The sequence below is a fragment of the Thermolongibacillus altinsuensis genome (assembly GCF_004341205.1).
In the GTDB taxonomy this organism is placed as follows: domain Bacteria; phylum Bacillota; class Bacilli; order Bacillales; family Anoxybacillaceae; genus Thermolongibacillus; species Thermolongibacillus altinsuensis.
In genome coordinates this window covers 1-16,229 of record NZ_SLUL01000003.1, presented here as the reverse complement: position 1 = coordinate 16,229, position 16,229 = coordinate 1, and the positions used below count along the sequence as shown (strand labels likewise).

Annotated in this window: 17 protein-coding genes; 2 read left to right on the top strand and 15 right to left on the bottom strand. The window is 41.5% G+C overall.

All coding sequences use genetic code 11. The features are described 5' to 3' along the window. Window positions 1-78: 78 nt before the first annotated feature. From EDD69_RS03010 to EDD69_RS02980, 7 genes are all read right to left on the bottom strand, one after another. Window positions 79-1,188, bottom strand: a complete 1,110-nt coding sequence (locus tag EDD69_RS03010) for a nicotinate phosphoribosyltransferase (protein WP_132947491.1) — start codon at window positions 1,186-1,188, stop codon at window positions 79-81. 53 nt (window positions 1,189-1,241) lie between these two features. Beyond that, window positions 1,242-3,719 (bottom strand): DNA translocase FtsK, encoded by a 2,478-nt coding sequence (locus EDD69_RS03005; protein WP_243643029.1) that lies wholly within the window; start codon window positions 3,717-3,719, stop codon window positions 1,242-1,244. A gap of 75 nt (window positions 3,720-3,794) precedes the next feature. Beyond that, window positions 3,795-4,400: a YtpR family tRNA-binding protein gene (ytpR, locus tag EDD69_RS03000; RefSeq protein ID WP_132947490.1), complete on the bottom strand. Its 606-nt coding sequence runs from the start codon at window positions 4,398-4,400 to the stop codon at window positions 3,795-3,797. Continuing rightward, entirely contained in the window at window positions 4,397-5,203 is an 807-nt protein-coding gene (locus EDD69_RS02995; protein WP_132947707.1) for a DUF1444 domain-containing protein, read from the bottom strand. Before EDD69_RS02995 ends, ytpR begins: the two co-directional genes overlap by 4 nt. Before the next feature lie 21 nt (window positions 5,204-5,224). Continuing rightward, on the bottom strand, window positions 5,225-5,536 hold the full coding sequence (locus EDD69_RS02990; protein ID WP_243643028.1) for a thioredoxin family protein: 312 nt from the start codon (window positions 5,534-5,536) through the stop codon (window positions 5,225-5,227). Next, window positions 5,523-6,065, bottom strand: coding sequence for a DUF84 family protein (locus EDD69_RS02985; protein WP_132947488.1), 543 nt, complete (start codon window positions 6,063-6,065; stop codon window positions 5,523-5,525). The genes EDD69_RS02990 and EDD69_RS02985 overlap by 14 nt, the downstream gene beginning before the upstream one ends. A gap of 20 nt (window positions 6,066-6,085) precedes the next feature. After that, window positions 6,086-7,162 (bottom strand): M42 family metallopeptidase, encoded by a 1,077-nt coding sequence (locus EDD69_RS02980; protein WP_132947487.1) that lies wholly within the window; start codon window positions 7,160-7,162, stop codon window positions 6,086-6,088. 297 nt (window positions 7,163-7,459) lie between these two features. Here EDD69_RS02980 and EDD69_RS02975 point away from each other — a divergent pair, with 297 nt between their 5' ends. Beyond that, window positions 7,460-7,768: a PepSY domain-containing protein gene (locus EDD69_RS02975; RefSeq protein ID WP_132947486.1), complete on the top strand. Its 309-nt coding sequence runs from the start codon at window positions 7,460-7,462 to the stop codon at window positions 7,766-7,768. A gap of 23 nt (window positions 7,769-7,791) precedes the next feature. On the opposite strand, the gene EDD69_RS02970 is transcribed toward EDD69_RS02975, so the two are convergent. Together EDD69_RS02970 and trmB are read right to left on the bottom strand one after the other, a co-directional pair. Continuing rightward, a complete protein-coding gene (locus tag EDD69_RS02970; RefSeq protein WP_132947485.1) occupies window positions 7,792-8,631 on the bottom strand; it encodes a YtnP family quorum-quenching lactonase in 840 nt (279 codons plus the stop codon). An 80-nt stretch (window positions 8,632-8,711) separates the two neighbouring features. Continuing rightward, window positions 8,712-9,362 carry a tRNA (guanosine(46)-N7)-methyltransferase TrmB gene (trmB, locus tag EDD69_RS02965; protein WP_132947484.1) on the bottom strand — a complete coding sequence of 217 codons (651 nt, stop codon included), beginning with the start codon at window positions 9,360-9,362 and terminating at the stop codon, window positions 8,712-8,714. 74 nt (window positions 9,363-9,436) lie between these two features. Here trmB and EDD69_RS02960 point away from each other — a divergent pair, with 74 nt between their 5' ends. Beyond that, complete coding sequence (locus EDD69_RS02960) at window positions 9,437-9,706, top strand: YtzH-like family protein (protein WP_132947483.1); 270 nt, start codon at window positions 9,437-9,439, stop codon at window positions 9,704-9,706. Between the two features lies 1 nt (window position 9,707). On the opposite strand, the gene EDD69_RS02955 is transcribed toward EDD69_RS02960, so the two are convergent. From EDD69_RS02955 to EDD69_RS02930, 6 genes are all read right to left on the bottom strand, one after another. After that, on the bottom strand, window positions 9,708-10,487 hold the full coding sequence (locus EDD69_RS02955) for a phosphotransferase family protein (RefSeq protein WP_132947482.1): 780 nt from the start codon (window positions 10,485-10,487) through the stop codon (window positions 9,708-9,710). Window positions 10,488-10,594: 107 nt separating this feature from the next. Beyond that, entirely contained in the window at window positions 10,595-12,748 is a 2,154-nt protein-coding gene (gene pulA / locus EDD69_RS02950) for a type I pullulanase (protein WP_132947481.1), read from the bottom strand. Between the two features lie 141 nt (window positions 12,749-12,889). Then, window positions 12,890-13,843 (bottom strand): NERD domain-containing protein, encoded by a 954-nt coding sequence (locus EDD69_RS02945; protein WP_132947480.1) that lies wholly within the window; start codon window positions 13,841-13,843, stop codon window positions 12,890-12,892. A 131-nt stretch (window positions 13,844-13,974) separates the two neighbouring features. Beyond that, the gene (locus EDD69_RS02940) at window positions 13,975-14,208 is read right to left on the bottom strand and encodes a hypothetical protein (RefSeq protein ID WP_132947479.1); all 234 of its coding nucleotides are present in this window, start codon (window positions 14,206-14,208) and stop codon (window positions 13,975-13,977) included. A gap of 129 nt (window positions 14,209-14,337) precedes the next feature. Further along, window positions 14,338-14,877 carry an RNA 2',3'-cyclic phosphodiesterase gene (thpR, locus tag EDD69_RS02935; protein ID WP_243643027.1) on the bottom strand — a complete coding sequence of 180 codons (540 nt, stop codon included), beginning with the start codon at window positions 14,875-14,877 and terminating at the stop codon, window positions 14,338-14,340. Window positions 14,878-14,905: 28 nt separating this feature from the next. Continuing rightward, a complete protein-coding gene (locus EDD69_RS02930; protein WP_279388127.1) occupies window positions 14,906-16,081 on the bottom strand; it encodes an MFS transporter in 1,176 nt (391 codons plus the stop codon). Window positions 16,082-16,229 lie beyond the last annotated feature (148 nt).

The window sequence follows — 16,229 nt, the reverse complement described above, 5'->3', positions numbered from 1 at the left end:
TATACCATTGTTTGCGAATCATGATAAGAAATTTAGAAAAGGAAAACTGATAGAAGCCCCTTCTATCAGTTTCCCCTGTTACTCTCCAGTATACTCCACTTTTTCTAAGCGTGGATTTGGACGATATCGTCGACCTGCTTTTGCTTGATGTTTTCCATTTAGCAAAACATTGTCACCCGTAAAGCCAATATGCACTTTTAAAAGGCTGCTGCCGACTCCATACATATCGACAGGAACCCCTTGCTTTTCAAATTCAATGATGCGCTGTTCATCAAATCCGCCGCTAACAACAATTTTGACGTGATGGAATCCTTCGCGATCAAGTGCTTCACGCAACGCAAAAATAAGCGGTGGATTGACTCCGCGCGGATCGAACGTACCGAGAATTTCAGGATTGCGAATGAAGTACTGGTCGATCATCGTCCGTGACGTATCAACGCGCACTCCTTTTAATTTTTCGCCAAACTCACGCGCTACTTTAAGAGCATCGGTAATACAATCGTTGTTATAATCGACTAACACGATTAAATCATCATCTGGATATTTCTCGTGATACGCCTTCGCCGCTGCGACAACATCACCATCGAACAATTGAATGAGCGCATGCGGCATCGTTCCCATTCCTGCTTTTCCCCACCATTCATTCATCGCGTGCGTTGCTTGCGCTGTCGAGCCACCGATAAACGCAGCGTATCCATCTCCGGCTTGCATCATAAAATGATCATCACGATCTCCCATGAAAATAATCGGCTTTTGTACGCCGGATAAGGCTGCTGCTTTCACAACGTTATATACGTTTGTCGCCACCGATGTACGGCGGGCTAAAATTCCATCGATAATTCCTTCTAAAAAGCCAAAGTTTTGATAAGGACCTGTAATGGTTAACACCGTTTCAAACGGACTGATTTTATCGCCATCTTTCAATGAATAAATCTCCAGTTTTTCCGGCTCATCCGCAAACGTATGCAAAAGAGCGATCACTTCATCCGTTCCGCAAAGAACGGCATGGTGCTTTTGGAAAAACTGCATCGTCACGATATTATCTGGTCGAAACTCTTTCACAATTTCTCGCGTCTTTAAAAAATATACAGCCGAAAACCAACCATCTCGAACTCGTTCATCAAATTTAAACGTTTTATTCGTCAACCGTTTAATCTTCCCTTGTAGCTTTAATTCAATCTCCTTCATCCTTAAAAGCTCCCTCACCACATTGTTTCTTCATCATTTAAGAATAGCACGTTTCACGAAGATGGACTAGTATCTTGCAGTTTCACTAACTCTTCTTCACTAATGAGCACATCCCGAGGCTTGCTGCCACGCGCAGCCGACACAATTCCTCTTTGTTCCATCATTTCAATTAATCTTGCTGCACGGTTGTAGCCAATTCGAAAACGACGCTGTAAACTCGACGTCGAAGCGCCGCCTTGTTGAACGACAAATTCGCATGCTTCATAAAATAGTTCGTCTTCTTCCTCGGTTGAAGAATGTTGCTGTAACAGATCCTCTTGATTAAACAAATACGTCGGCTCCATCTGTTTCCGGACATGAGAAACTACTCGTTCAATTTCCTCATCGGAAACGAAATTCCCTTGTAAACGAATCGGTTTAGCTGTTCCATTTTCAAGAAACAGCATATCGCCCCGACCGAGCAATTTTTCAGCTCCATTTGTATCAATAATCGTGCGTGAATCGATTTGTGAAGAAACCGAAAAAGCAATCCGCGTTGGAATGTTCGCTTTAATGAGTCCCGTAATCACATCAACAGAAGGACGTTGCGTTGCCACAAGCAAATGAATGCCACATGCTCGCGCCTTTTGCGCAATGCGACAAATCGCTTCTTCAATATCGGCAGGGGCAACCATCATTAAATCCGCTAGCTCATCAATGACAATAACGATATAAGGCAAATGATGTTCACGTTTTTGCGTTTTTTGAACAAGTTCATTATATTTCGTAATATCACGAACCCCTGCATGAACGAAAAGTTCATATCTTCGCTCCATCTCTTCTACCGCCCATTTGAGCGCCGCTGTTGCCGCTTTGACATCCGTAATAACCGGACTGACAAGATGCGGAATATGGTTGTATGGAGCAAGCTCAACCATCTTTGGATCAATGAGTAACAACTTCACCTCATGCGGTGCTGCTTTGTATAAAAGACTGATCAGCATCGCATTAATACATACGCTTTTTCCTGATCCCGTCGCTCCTGCAATTAACCCGTGCGGCATCTTTTTTAAATCCGTCACAATCGGTTTTCCAGAAATATCTAACCCTAAAGCAACGGTCAGCGGAGAAGATGAACGTTGAAAGGCTTCACTTTGTAAAATTTCACGAATGAAGACAGGACGGCTTTTTCGATTTGGCACTTCGATTCCGATTGTGTTTTTCCCTGGAATCGGTGCTTCGATGCGAATATCAACAGCCGCTAAATTTAATTTAATATCATCCGCTAAACTTGTGATTTTATTCACTTTTACTCCGAGTTCTGGCTGAACTTCAAAGCGCGTCACTGTCGGTCCTTTCGTCACACGAACGACCGTTGCACCAACATTAAAGTTTTTAAATGTTTGATTTAAAAGTTCCTTTTGTTGTTCCAGCCATTCTTCATCATCTTCAGCGAAAAACGTTGGCATTTGTAACAGTGATAAAGAAGGAAACTGATAATGATGTTGTTCTTGATGTTCTTGATGTTGTTCTTGATGTTCTTGATGTTGTTCTTGATGTTCTTGATGTTGTTCTTGATGTTCTTGATGTTTTTGCTGTCGTTCTTGCTTTTCTCTCAATTTTTGCCAATCTTGTTTGAGCATCATGACGTTGTATGGAATTCCCGTTCGGCGACGTTCTCGTTCCCCTTCGTCATGGATTCGTTCGCTTTGAATAGATGAGACGATTGGTTGCTTTTGTTTACTTTGCTCTTGTTGTACTTCCGTTTGCTTTGGATCATTCTGTTCTTGTTGCACTTCGGCCTGTGTTCGATCATTCTGTTCTTGTTGTACTTCTTGTACTTCGATCGGCTTTCGATCATCCTGTTCTTGTTGTACTTCTTGTACTTCTTGTGCTTCGATTGGATTTCGATCATTCTCATCATCGTTGAAGCGAACTACTTCTTCCTTGCGTTCTTCCATTGGTTGCTCGTCGTCATGTTCGTTCCCTTGCTCTGCTTGCTCATCCGTTTCTACTATTGGTTCAAGTGTCACTGCCGTCTCTTCATTTGGGTGTTCCATATCCACATGCTTGTTTTCATCAACGTCATGCTTGAGCGTATCTTCTTGTTGCGTCAATGGCAATGTCGATGGCAATTCAAACTCAACCGTTTCTTTCGTTTGTTCACGAACGCGGCGCTTATAACCGTAAATCGGCGATGGAACGTCAGAAGGACGAAACGGCCGCTTTTCTTCTTTTCTTTCTCTCGGTAAAACCGTTGATTTTCGCTTCGGCGAAATCGGCTCGTATCGTTGTTCATATGGTTGTTCATATCGTTGTTCATATCGTCGCTCATATCGTTCATCGCTGTCCATCTTCCGAATCTGCTGCGATGATGGCCGCTTCGGCTCATCTGGGATAAGCGGAAAACGGAACTTTCCAGTCGGGTACTGATAAACGACTTTCGTTTCGACTTCTCTATATTCGTTTTCTTTTTCTGTTTCATTCATCGTCTGTTTTCGTTGTAAATCCTCCCCAAGCAAATACCGAATCAATTTTTTAAACCAACCCATCGTTCCCTCACTCTTTCGTTTTACATTACAACTCTTCTATTGTATCACAAAAAAAGCTGACTGCCGCAATGGAAGTCAGCTAAAAAATGGTTGACCTACTTCGTATTCGTCACCTAAAACAAGAATGCCCTTTTCTTGTGGAGCATTCGGCAAGTTTAATTCGCGAGCAGAGCAAATCATTCCATAAGACGGAACGCCGCGCAGCTCCGCTTCTTGAATGACAAGACCGCTCGGCATAACTGCCCCAATTTTAGCAACAACAACTTTTTGACCAGCCTCAACGTTTGGTGCTCCACAAACAATTTGCAATGTTTCAGTTCCGACATCAACTTGGCAAACACTTAATTTATCCGCATTCGGATGCTTCACTTTTTCTTTTACATAACCGACAACAAATTTCGGTGAAAAATCAGCCTTCACTTTTTCTGAGAAGCCGTTTTTCGCCAAAATATCATTAATCGCGTCAACAACCTCTTTATTTAATTCAACAACTCCATTGCCTTCAAACGGATAATACGTCGATGCATTGAAGATGTTATAACCGACTGTTTCACCTGTTTCTTCGTTAAAAATGCGGGCAACATCTCCCTTTTTTTCAAATGCACGCTTTTCAGGACTTACGCTTTTCAATACTACTAACAGCGTATCACCAATGCCTTCACGATTATAAAATACGTTCATCTGTCAACATCCTTTCTGCGATTTTTTCCGAGAATAAAGATCGGTTCAAGTTCTCCATTTTCATATAGAAACGAAAGAGCCGTAATCGGCACGCGGCCGCTTGCAAAAAAACTCATTGTCAGCTGCGCAAGTACATCATAGCCGATTTCATTTTCAATGTCAGCAATGATGAGCACATCTTGATGCGGAACAGCTAAGACCATCGTTCCTTTTATTTTTTCAGAAAAATTTTTTAAAAACGCATCATTTAAAATACGGCTCGCATCATAGCCATCGTTTGTGTTTACAAAATAAAACGTATTTCCCGCTACATGATCCTCTTTCACAGGAACGTCTAACGAGCGCACATTAAAACGGGCGATTTCTTTTAAACGTTGAACGTCCCATTGTTCTTTTTCCACCATTTTCTGATCAATCAACCGATAAGTTTTGCCTAAATCTAAGGCATAATAAATGCGCGTTTCAGCTGTATGCTCATCGTAAATAAGCGGAATTCCCTCACTCGTTTCAAGAGGAAATGACGTTGAACGAATAACAGGATAAATATCCTTTTCTTTTCCAGATAACGTCCATTGTTGTTGAAAGGCTGTTAATGTTTGCTCAACGTAATAGACGACCTCATCAATGGCCGCTTCCTTCTCTGTTTCCCATTTAGCAATAATGCTTGGCAATGAAATGGTGACCCCTTTTTTTGTTTCTGCATCTTCAACGCGCAACGTATCTTTTTTCGGATCAAAATGGAAATGCCACGAACGATTCGCCAGCCGTTCCTTAATTCGTTCGCTCATTTGCCTGCTGTTCATTTTCATCTCATCGCCCTCGCATCATAAACCGCGGATAAATTCAGCAATTTCTTCTTTCGTTTTTCGATCTTTGCTGACAAAACGGCCGAGTTCTTTGCCGTTTTCATAAGCAATAAAGCTCGGAATTCCGAATACGTTATGCTCCGTAAATAGATCTAGCAATCGATCCCGATCAACCGCATAAAACTGATAGTCAGAAAACTCCGCTTCAATTTCTGGTAAAACCGGTTTTAATACTTGGCAATCAGGGCACCAATCCGCTGTAAACATCATAATGACTTTCCCGTTTTGAATCACTTCATTATACTGCTCAATCGTTTCAATTGTTTTCATATTCCTTTTCATCCTTTCGTATGAGAAATTCGTACTGGCCTGCTAAAAGCTTAACGATGTGCACATACATTTCCGTCCGATTGACAAATCCGTTTGTAAAAACACCGATCGCCCCTTCGTTCGTGCGAATGTTTCGTTTTCCTGTATATTCATCCATCACTTCCGCTAATTCTTTTCCATTCATCAATTCGTCTGCGACTTCGGAAGGAAGCGGAATGCGCGCACCGCTTGCAACGACGACAATACCGGAGCGATCAACAAGCGCTCCCCAATTGCAAAGCCACATCGTTTTATTTTGGTCGACGACAACGCCGCCTTCTAAGCCGATGCCGATATCAGCATCTTCTTTTATTACTATATTTTTAGCTCGATTGATAGCTCCTTGCAATGTTTCTTCATCCGAAAATGGTTGATTGGAAACACCGGAAGGGACATTACTAAAAACAAATTCATACGCTTCTTTTGGAAAAACGGCTTGTACAGCGGCGATTTTCGTTTGATTGCGTGTACCGATCGCAATTTTTTTCATCTTTTTCCGTCCTCCACAGATCAACTGTTGGCACGAATGGCATCGACTGTTGAGCGATCACATTGTTTCACAAGTTCAACCAACAGCTGCTTTGCTGCCGCATAATCATCCACATGAATGATCGATGCATGCGTATGAATATAGCGAGCACAAATACCGATGACCGCTGATGGCACACCGCTGTTGGCAATATGTACTTTTCCGGCATCTGTTCCCCCGCCAGGCGAAACAAAATATTGATATGGAATGCCGTGCGTTTCAGCCGTATCTAAAATAAATTCGCGCATGCCGCGATGTGTCACCATCGTCCGGTCATAAATGCGAACGAGCGCACCTTTGCCAAGATGGCCAAATTCTTTTTGATCGCCTGTCATATCGTTAGCTGGACTTGCATCTAACGCGAAAAAGATATCTGGCTGAATCATGTTTGCCGCCGTTTGTGCCCCGCGAAGCCCAACTTCTTCTTGCACCGTTGCACCGGAATATAAAATGTTCGGCAACGTCTCATCTTTTAACTCTTTCAACAATTCAATGGCTAATCCGCAACCGTAGCGGTTATCCCATGCTTTTGCTAAAATTTTCTTCTCGTTCGCCATTGGAGTAAACGGACAAATCGGCACGATTTGTTGCCCAGGTTTAATGCCCATTCGTTCTGCATCTTCCCGGTCATCTGCTCCGACATCAATCAGCATATTTTTGATCTCCATCGGCTTATTTCGTTGCTCTTCTTGCAATAAATGCGGCGGAATCGAGCCAATAACGCCAACAATCGGACCATTGTCCGTTATAATTTGTACACGTTGCGCCAATAATACTTGGCTCCACCATCCCCCAAGCGGTTGAAAGCGAATCATGCCATTGTCGGTAATCGCTGTGACCATAAAACCGACTTCATCCATATGACCAGCAACCATGACAACAGGTCCATCTTCTTTTCCACGCTTCACTCCAAAAATGCTGCCAAGTCGATCTTGCACGACTTCATCGGCATATTTTGAAAGCTCTTGACGCATAAAATGCCGAACAGCATGTTCATTTCCTGGCGCTCCTGGAAGCTCCGTTAACGTCTTAAACAGCTGCAACGTTTCTTGATTCATCTTTTATACCCCTTTCCCGTTCGCTATTAGCAGGCGCGTTGATTAACCAATAAAAAACATCGCTTTTCTGCCGAAGTCGGCAAGCATTTGCTTGCCGCCCCTGGCATGCGATACGCACGGCAAAAAAGCATGAATATATATTCCTGCACAAGCTTATTTTATCGCCATCATTCGTCCTTTAGTAGTAAAATAATGGATCATCAACACTCGTGTGCTATTTGTCATTTTATCGAATTTTACTCATGGTTTCCACTCCGACAATTAGGTATACTATAAAGAAAAAGCGGAGGAATCAAAATGAGTTGGAAAAAATTTATCACAGGCATCGCTGTCGGCTTTGCGGCCGCTTATGCGCTAGAACAGTGGCGAAAGCAGACAGTCATTCCATCAGACCAAGCGCTCCAAATCGCGAAAGAAGCATTTAAAAAAAGCGGAAACATTAGCGGTTCGTGGATTCAAACGAACGTCGACTCATTCGACAAAGATGGTTTATCATATCAAGTGTATCGAGGCGGAATTACAAAAACAAACAACTCGGAAACAGAAGCGCACGAATTCATTATGGACGCTTATACAGGAACGATCATTGAAACCCGCAAATTATAAAAAAGCCCGACTCAGGGCTTTTTTCATTGCTTTTTCACGATATCGACTATTTCCCATCGCTCATTCCATTTAATCGCTCGATCATATGCATCGTGATAAAACGTAAACCAAGCTTGCTGCTCAATTCCGTAAGCTAACCATTTTTGCTTGGCAAAAATCGATGTCATCGGATAGTCGTCATACGCCATTACCCATAGCACGTTTTGATGTGCATGCGTCGGCAGTAAATCTCCTAAATGAAGAAGCGTTTCCCCGGCTGATTCAATCACGGCAATCGCATGCCCATCGCTATGTCCGCCCGTATGAACCATTTTCACGCCTGAAATGACTTCCATTTCTTCCGTAAACGTTTTGACTTGCTCGACGATTGGCTCCCAGTTTTCCCTCCAATACGTGTTGCGCGAGCGAATGTTCGGATTGCGCATTTCATTCCACTCGATTTCGGACGCGATGATGTGAGCATTTGGAAACGCCGAGACCAGCTTGTCATTCTCCCATTTTGTTAATCCGCATGCATGATCAAAATGAAGGTGTGTCATTAACACAAAATCAATATCATTCACTGTTAAACCAAGCTGTGAAAGCGATCGGTCCAGCTCTGCTTCTTCTGTCACTCCAAAGTTTCGCTTTTGTTTCTCGTTTAACTTTCCACGTCCAATCCCTGACTCAATCAATATATTTTTTCCATCCACTTGTACAAGCAGAGGATCGGTCCGCAACTTAATTTGATTGTTTTCGTTGCAAGGATATTTTTTTGACCAAAGCATCTTGGGGACGACTCCAAACATGGCTCCTCCATCTAAATGGATCTCCCCTCCGTTTAACCATGTAACCGTTACATCGCCAATTTTTAATTGCTCCACTTCTCTCTCCCCCATCTCCGTCATCACGTATATTGTAACATTTCAAGAATATTCAGAAAAGAAAAATAACCCATGCTCCATTATTGCATGGGTTTACGGTACTTCGCTTCACAGCGATAAATGCGATTTCCTTTCTCTGCAAACTTTTGTTCGTATTCTGTCATAATATTTCCTTCAAAATCGCTATTGTGCAAATCAAGGCTTACGTTTTGCAAAACGAGTCCATATTGCGAAAAGCTCACTAATGAATACTCAAACAATCCTTGATTATCCGTTTTAAAATGGATTTCTCCTTCATCAACAAGGATGTTTTCATATAGTTCTAAAAACGTTTTATACGTCAAGCGCCGCTTTTCATGGCGTTTTTTTGGCCATGGATCAGAGAAGTTTAAGTAAATGCGCTCCACTTCCCCTTTAGCAAAAATATTCATCAAATCTTTCGCATTCACATTTAACAAACGTAAATTCGGCAAATCGTTTTCAATTAATTTATCTAACGCTGAAACAATCACGCTTTTATACAGCTCAATCCCGATGTAGTTCACGTCAGGATGAGCTTTTGCCATTTCGGTAATAAATCTTCCTTTTCCTGTTCCGATTTCAATATGAATCGGATGATCGTTTCCGAATAATTCATTCCATCTTCCTTTATATTGCTCCGGATTCGGAATGACGTATTGCGGATAAGCAGCAATCTTATCTTTAGCCCACGGCTTATTTCTAAGACGCACGTCTCTACCTCCATTTCTCTCGTATAAAAAGGGCTTCAATGCTTATATTAATAATAAAAAAAGGGGAGAAGCACATGACGATTAACCACGAACATCAACTAATTGTTTTAAAGGATCTGTTATCTGATCATCAAGCCGATCGGTTAGGAACTGTATCAGAATGCGAGCAAATTGGACGGCTTGCTAAATCATTGCTGGCCAATGATGCTGTTCATTCCCGCTTGAAAAACACGCTATCTGACATCTATACCTATAGCCAAAACGGAAAAAATGCAACCGATCTGTCGTCACACATTGAAGAACACGAACAGCAATTAGCAGAATGGATGAATGAACTGACATAAGTTATTCCGTCAGCACTTTTTCAAGGAAATGTAGCGATTGCTTCATTTCCTTTTCTACGTTGCGCTGCTCATACCAAATGAGCAACGTAATCGTTTGCGCAATCGCATACCACTTCATGCGCAAGTGAAGCTGTTCATCAAGCTGTAATCCGTACAATTCTAACCATTGTCCCCACTGTTCGCGCGGAATGTAGGCATAAAGCAACATCCCGATATCAATCGCAGGATCGGCAATCATGGCTCCATCCCAATCAATTAAATAGAGCTGTTCATCATCCGTTAAGAGCCAATTATTATGATTAATGTCACAATGACAAACAACTTTACGATCAAATGAAATATGTGATACATATCGCTCTAAAAAATCGAACGCTTGCGAAATAAGTGGAAGATGCAATAAATCATTCGAAATTTTTCTTTTTAACTCATCAAGCATCGCTTCTGGCAAAAGCGGTTTCTTTCCTAACCGTTTCATCATCGCCAAAAGCTCATTTGACTCATGAATTTTTCGCAACAATTGCGCCACTCGCTCACTGTTCATATCATGCGGTTTTAGTTCCCGGGCGTTTAACCATTGCTGCGCTGTAATGACATCACCGTTTTCCATTCGCTTCGTCCAAATCAATTTTGGAACAATTCCTTCGGCCGATAAAACGGCAAGAAACGGAGATGAATTTCGCTTCAAAAACAGCTTTTTCCCTTCATGACGTGCAATATATGCATCCCCAGTGGCACCGCCAGCAGGGATTATTTCCCACTCCTTACCTAGTAACTGTTCCAAGTGAGCTCACCTTTCGACTTAGTCAAAATAAAAAGACAGCTCCCCCTGAATTTTTATTTCAGACAATTGCTGTCTTACTAGATTTTATCTTTCTCATCGTTTCTTCGTCAACCTCGAATTAACACCCATGTACCAATTCCATTTATTTCAATAAATTGAGACAGTGAATACCGTTCGTCTACGCCGCTTTGTTGAGAATCACACACAACACTCCATTGACCATCAGGGAGAGAAAACATTCTTTTTTCTTCTTTATTATGATGGATGACAATGATCTGTTTCCAAGGGCCGTATGCATCAATATCGGCAAGTTGATAGGCAATCATGGAACGAGGGACATCATCAAAAAAATTTACATGCCGGCGAATCTCACCAGCCGTACGAAAACGAAAAGCGCCATGCTTTTTTCTTAAGGCAATCAATCCAGCTATATAGCACACATCTTCTTCACATTCGCTTTTTCGCTGCCAATCGATTCGATTAATCTCATCTGGAGCATTATAGCTATTTTCAATGCCACGTTTTGTGCGATAAAATTCTTGACCGCTATGCAAAAAAGGAATCCCTTGCGCCAATAAAACAATAGACGTCGCTAACTTTTGTCTCTTTTTTCTTATTTCTTCGCTTTCATCGGCATTGGCGATCTTCATTTTATCCCAAAACGTATGATTATCATGACACTCAACATAGTTAATCGTTTGAATCGGTTCATCAAACCAACCTTTTCTCGTTTCATCGATGTAGACACTTCCGATAATGACCTGTTTTACAATTTCATTGTATTGATCGCCCCCAAGCGCAAAGCCACGGTCGAGCGGTTGAAACGTATTCCCTTTCACACTATCGCGAAATCGATCATTAAAATGGGCGATGCGCGGCATGAATGTCGCATTCGTGATCGTTGCTTTTTGTTCATGCGGAAGCGGGGTCGGCAAGTCCCATCCTTCTCCGAATAAAAGAACGGACGAATCGATCGCATCAACGGCACGGCGAATGCTATTCATTGTTTCAATATCTAAAATTCCCATTAAATCAAATCGGAAACCATCCACACCGTATTCCGTCAGCCAAAAACGAATGGAATCCACAATGAACTTCCGAACCATTTTTCGCTCTGAAGCGATATCATTCCCCACTCCTGTACCATTGGCTGGCATTCCGTGAGCATCATAACGAAAATAATAACCAGGGACAATCTTTTCAAACGAAGACATTTCGCGAATATACACATGGTTATACACAACATCCAAAATGACGCGAATTCCTTGCTTTTGCAATGTATGAATCGCTTTTTTTAATTCGATGATGCGTGCGTATGGATCATCGGGATCGGTTGCATAGCTTCCTTCTGGAACATGATAATGAATCGGATTATAGCCCCAATTGTATGCAGTTTCCGGCTGTTGTTCATCGACACCTCCAAAATCTTGAACCGGCATCAACTGAACATGCGTCACTCCTAATTGCTTTAAATAAGCGAGTCCTGTCGTCGTTCCATTCGCTCCGATCGTTCCTTCCTCAGTAAGACCTAAATATTTTCCTTTCTTGTGCACACCACTCTCGGGATGAATTGTAAAATCGCGTATATGCATTTCGTAAATAATCGCATCGGTCGGGGAAGTGAGCAGGGGCATCGTTGGTTTGTTTATTTTTGTTTTTTCTAAATCGACAATGACACCGTATTCTCCATTGATCGACACTGCTTTAGCGTAAGGATCAACCGCTTCACGCCACACAAGGTTTACACAAACAAGATACGTGTAATACATTCGCTCCAAATCGCCTTGAACCGAAAGTTCCCAAATCCCCTTTTCCTTTCGGTGCATCGCATGTTTCGTTTCGGCTTTTGCATGCGGATCTATGATTTTTACATACACTTCGGTTGCTGTTGGTGCCCAAAGTTTAAATATCGTACACTCAGGTCGATAAATCGCACCTAAATCGTTCCCATCGTAATAATAAAGTTGATCAAAAAGCTCCGTGCGCATGACCGCACCAATTTGCAAATCCGTTTGTTTTCCCCCCGGTTCATACACGATATGCTTTTTGCCAATATCGATCATAAACGGTACGGGACATTGATATTTGATAAACTGCGAAAACTCGTTTTGAGCACAAATTGTTAAATGATATATGTTTTTTTCTTCATCTTCCAATGTAAACGTACTGACCTCTTCTTGAAACGCCTTTTTCGGCAATAAAATGGTAATAAGATCCATTTCATCTAAATAGGCTTCAAATGTGCGCTTCACTTGCAGCATGTATTTTTCACCACCTTAGACAGGATTGTCGATGTTGCTCAATGTAAAATGTATCCCCCTTCGCCTTCATTCATTGGTTATTTATTATGCCATCAAACTCAAAAACAAAACATGATGTAAAAAAAGGGCTGATTCCTCTTTTCACGAATCAGCCTCTTCTTCCTCTTCAACTTCTTCCCATTCGATTCTGTCATAATAGTGAGCATCACAATAGTGCAAAAGCGCTTGTGCCGCTTTTAATTGCACATGTTTCAGCGGCAAAGTCAGCTGGCGAAGCGAAGAAAACCACATGTCATAATTGCGCCGATCGATGATTTCCAAATCGCTTGGTGCATAGCGATATTCAATGTACCCTTGACGATTGATAATAACCTTTTTTACAGGCATATCAATCGCAAAATGTTCGTATATTTTTTTGACAATTTTTTCTGTTCGGTTAAGAGCAAGAAGCGGATTCAACATCTTCCTTTCTTGATCATTGATCATTTCCGTCCAAAAACGATCCGCCGAACCAACAATAATGTTATCCTTTCGCCCTTCGACAAAGGTTAAGCACCATGTCGTCGTCGGACTAATTAAAATCGTTTCTAATTCTACAGGTGCCTTTTTTAATAAAAAAATTGGCTTATACATGCACAAATACGTATCAGGAAAGCGCTGCAAAAAGTATTTTAAGTAAGGATCGTAATAATATTTTTGATCGACGAGCGATTCTTCCGTCAACGTCGAACTCGCCCAACGAATTTGCAAACGAAACAATTTCTCTAGAAATAAAAATTTTAAATCTTCGATTGACTTTGGCTCCGTTGTGAAAGTAAAAGAAAATTCGCCCTCTTTTTCTTCATTGCTCTGTTCTTCAATTTCTTCATTTGATCTTTTCCATAAATTTTTGATTTTAGAAAAAAGCGAAGTTTCTTGTTCCATCCATTTCCACGAATCGACTTGTTGCATGGAAGCGGAAAGTTGACTGCTTTCCCATGCTTGCTTCACCCGTTCCCATTGCTTTTTCTTTAATCGAATAAACTCGCTCGGATAATGATAAACGTCTAATTCATAGCGCGAAATATAATCTTGAAGTTTAATGAGCTGTCCCACAAGCATTCCTCCAACAACACAAGTCCGTACACATTCAATAATAGTCGACTGAATTTCGTTCTACAATAGAAGCAACAACGGACAAAGAAGCGCCGCAAAGACAGCGCTTAACGTCATCGCCGCTGGGGATGTCACTTTGGAGTGAGCGATCGGATGACGCTCGGTTCTAAGTTCAACCAATAAGCGAGCAAAAATGCTGAATGACCGTGCCGATCTAATCTTCCTATATATGATAAGTTTAATTTTTCGACATAAACAAGCTTTTCTGCCACTTCTCCGAACGAAAACGCCATCAGACAAATGAATTTGTCTGTCATGCGTTTTACGTTCGGAATCGGCATGCTTCTAGCATGCCGGGGCGGCAAGAAAAATCTTGCCGCCTATGGCAGAAAAGTAGTCTTCTATTCATGATGAGATATGTCGGAAACTCAACTTGAATCTATATATTTGCAAAAACGTGAAAACGAATTTCTTCACCCACTGTTTTCCTCACTTTAATCTGAGAGAGAAAAACGTATGAGCGGTTTGTACTTCGGCAATTTGTCTAAATGGGTTTCATACAGTACAACCTCTGTTACGGCAAAGCGAATCGTTTCCCTTATTTTTTCTCTGAATAAATCGTTTTCAATCGATGACTCCCCCATCCACTTTCGCGCCAATGTAATATGAGGAGTAAATGGTCGCTCATCTAACGAAAACCCAACTTTTTTACAAGCTTCATATACATCTTTTTGAAGTTGAAAAAGCCGTTCTTCATGGTGAACCCCATACCATAAAATACGCGAACCAAACGAATGAAGGTTGCTCAACTCAAGCGAGAACTTTTCATGTCTTTTGACGATTTCCGAAACATTTTTACTCACCTGTTGCAATTGCTCTTTCGAAGCACTGCCTAAAAAAGCAAGTGTGATGTGATAATCTTGCGGATAAACCCATGTTTTAAATGGCGCTTCAAGTTGCCGAGCGAATTGCCCTAATCGTTCTTTTACATCATCGGGTATGGAAACCGCCAAAAAATAATGGCGCTTAAGCATTCTCACCATCCTCTCAAAGGATTAGAAATTATTTCCTAATTGTATCAAATTTCATCTTAACATGACAACGATTTTTTCGAGCTTGCCATGCGAATATTATAATGCCTACCAATGTTAAAACAGCAAAAAATAAATAAACGTGCTCAATGCTAAAATGCTCAAAAATATAGCCGCCGACAAACGTACAAAACCAACTGCCAAGGCCGTTTCCAACTGTCGAATAGAGCGAAACGGCGGTTGTGCGTACATGCTCCGGAGTCAAATCACGCACATATTGCAATGCGGCCGGAATAAATAAACCGACTGAAGCTCCTTGAACAATTGTTGTCGCATAAACAACGCTAAGAGGCGGTTCAAAAAAGTAAAGAAGCCAACGTAAACAAGCAAGAATAGACGCAATCAGCAGCACATTCATCATTCCATAACGCCGAATAATCGAATCAGCAAATTTCATAAACGGCGCTTCGCTTCCTGCGGCCAGCAAAAAGGCAAAACCGACTCCTGCTAATGTTCCGCCGAGATCCGTAATAAGAACACCAAAATAAAAATTATTCGCATAAATAGGCCCGAAGACGAGAAAGGTTGTGAACAAAAATAAAAGAAAAGAAGGAATGCGAGCAAGTTCTCTTATTCCCTGACGAATATTCGCTTTGGTATTGGACTGCTCCTTTGGCAACTTCCATGCTAGTAAACTCGAAACAAGTAAAAGCAAGAAAAAGAGATAAAAGATGAAACGAAGTTGAAACCATTCCGCTAACTGACCAGCAATCGGTACCGCGACAGCAAATCCAATCGCTCCCCAAAGACGAATGGAACCGTAATTTTCATTCGCTTTTTGGACATAATGAAGGGTAATGCTATCAGAAAGCGGAACAATGCCGCTTTGCATCACCGCTAACAAAGCCGCGATTACAAGCAACGGAACATAGGAATGGGCGAACGAATACAACAAACCGAAAAGCGCTGTACCAATTAAAGAAATCGATAAAATGAGCACAGGCTTTTGCGTATAATCGCTCACCATTCCCCAAAGCGGCTGAATAAAAATCATCACAATTGGGCTAATGGACATAATCATTCCGATTTCCGTTCCTGATAAGCCAACCACTTCTTTTAAGTATACGGATAAGAGCGGAAAGAGCGAACCAAAGCTAAAAAACATGAGAAAATAAAACGCCTGAAATACATATTTACTTCTATTCAATGCCATCCCCCATATCGTTGTAGAGTAAGAAAAGCACCGTCTAAAGACGGTACTTTTTCTGTGAAAATCAATTAACCATGGCTGAAGCGGTATACCCCACAATCAAATTGGATACCCTATTAATGACCAAAAAAAGGCAATAGGAAAG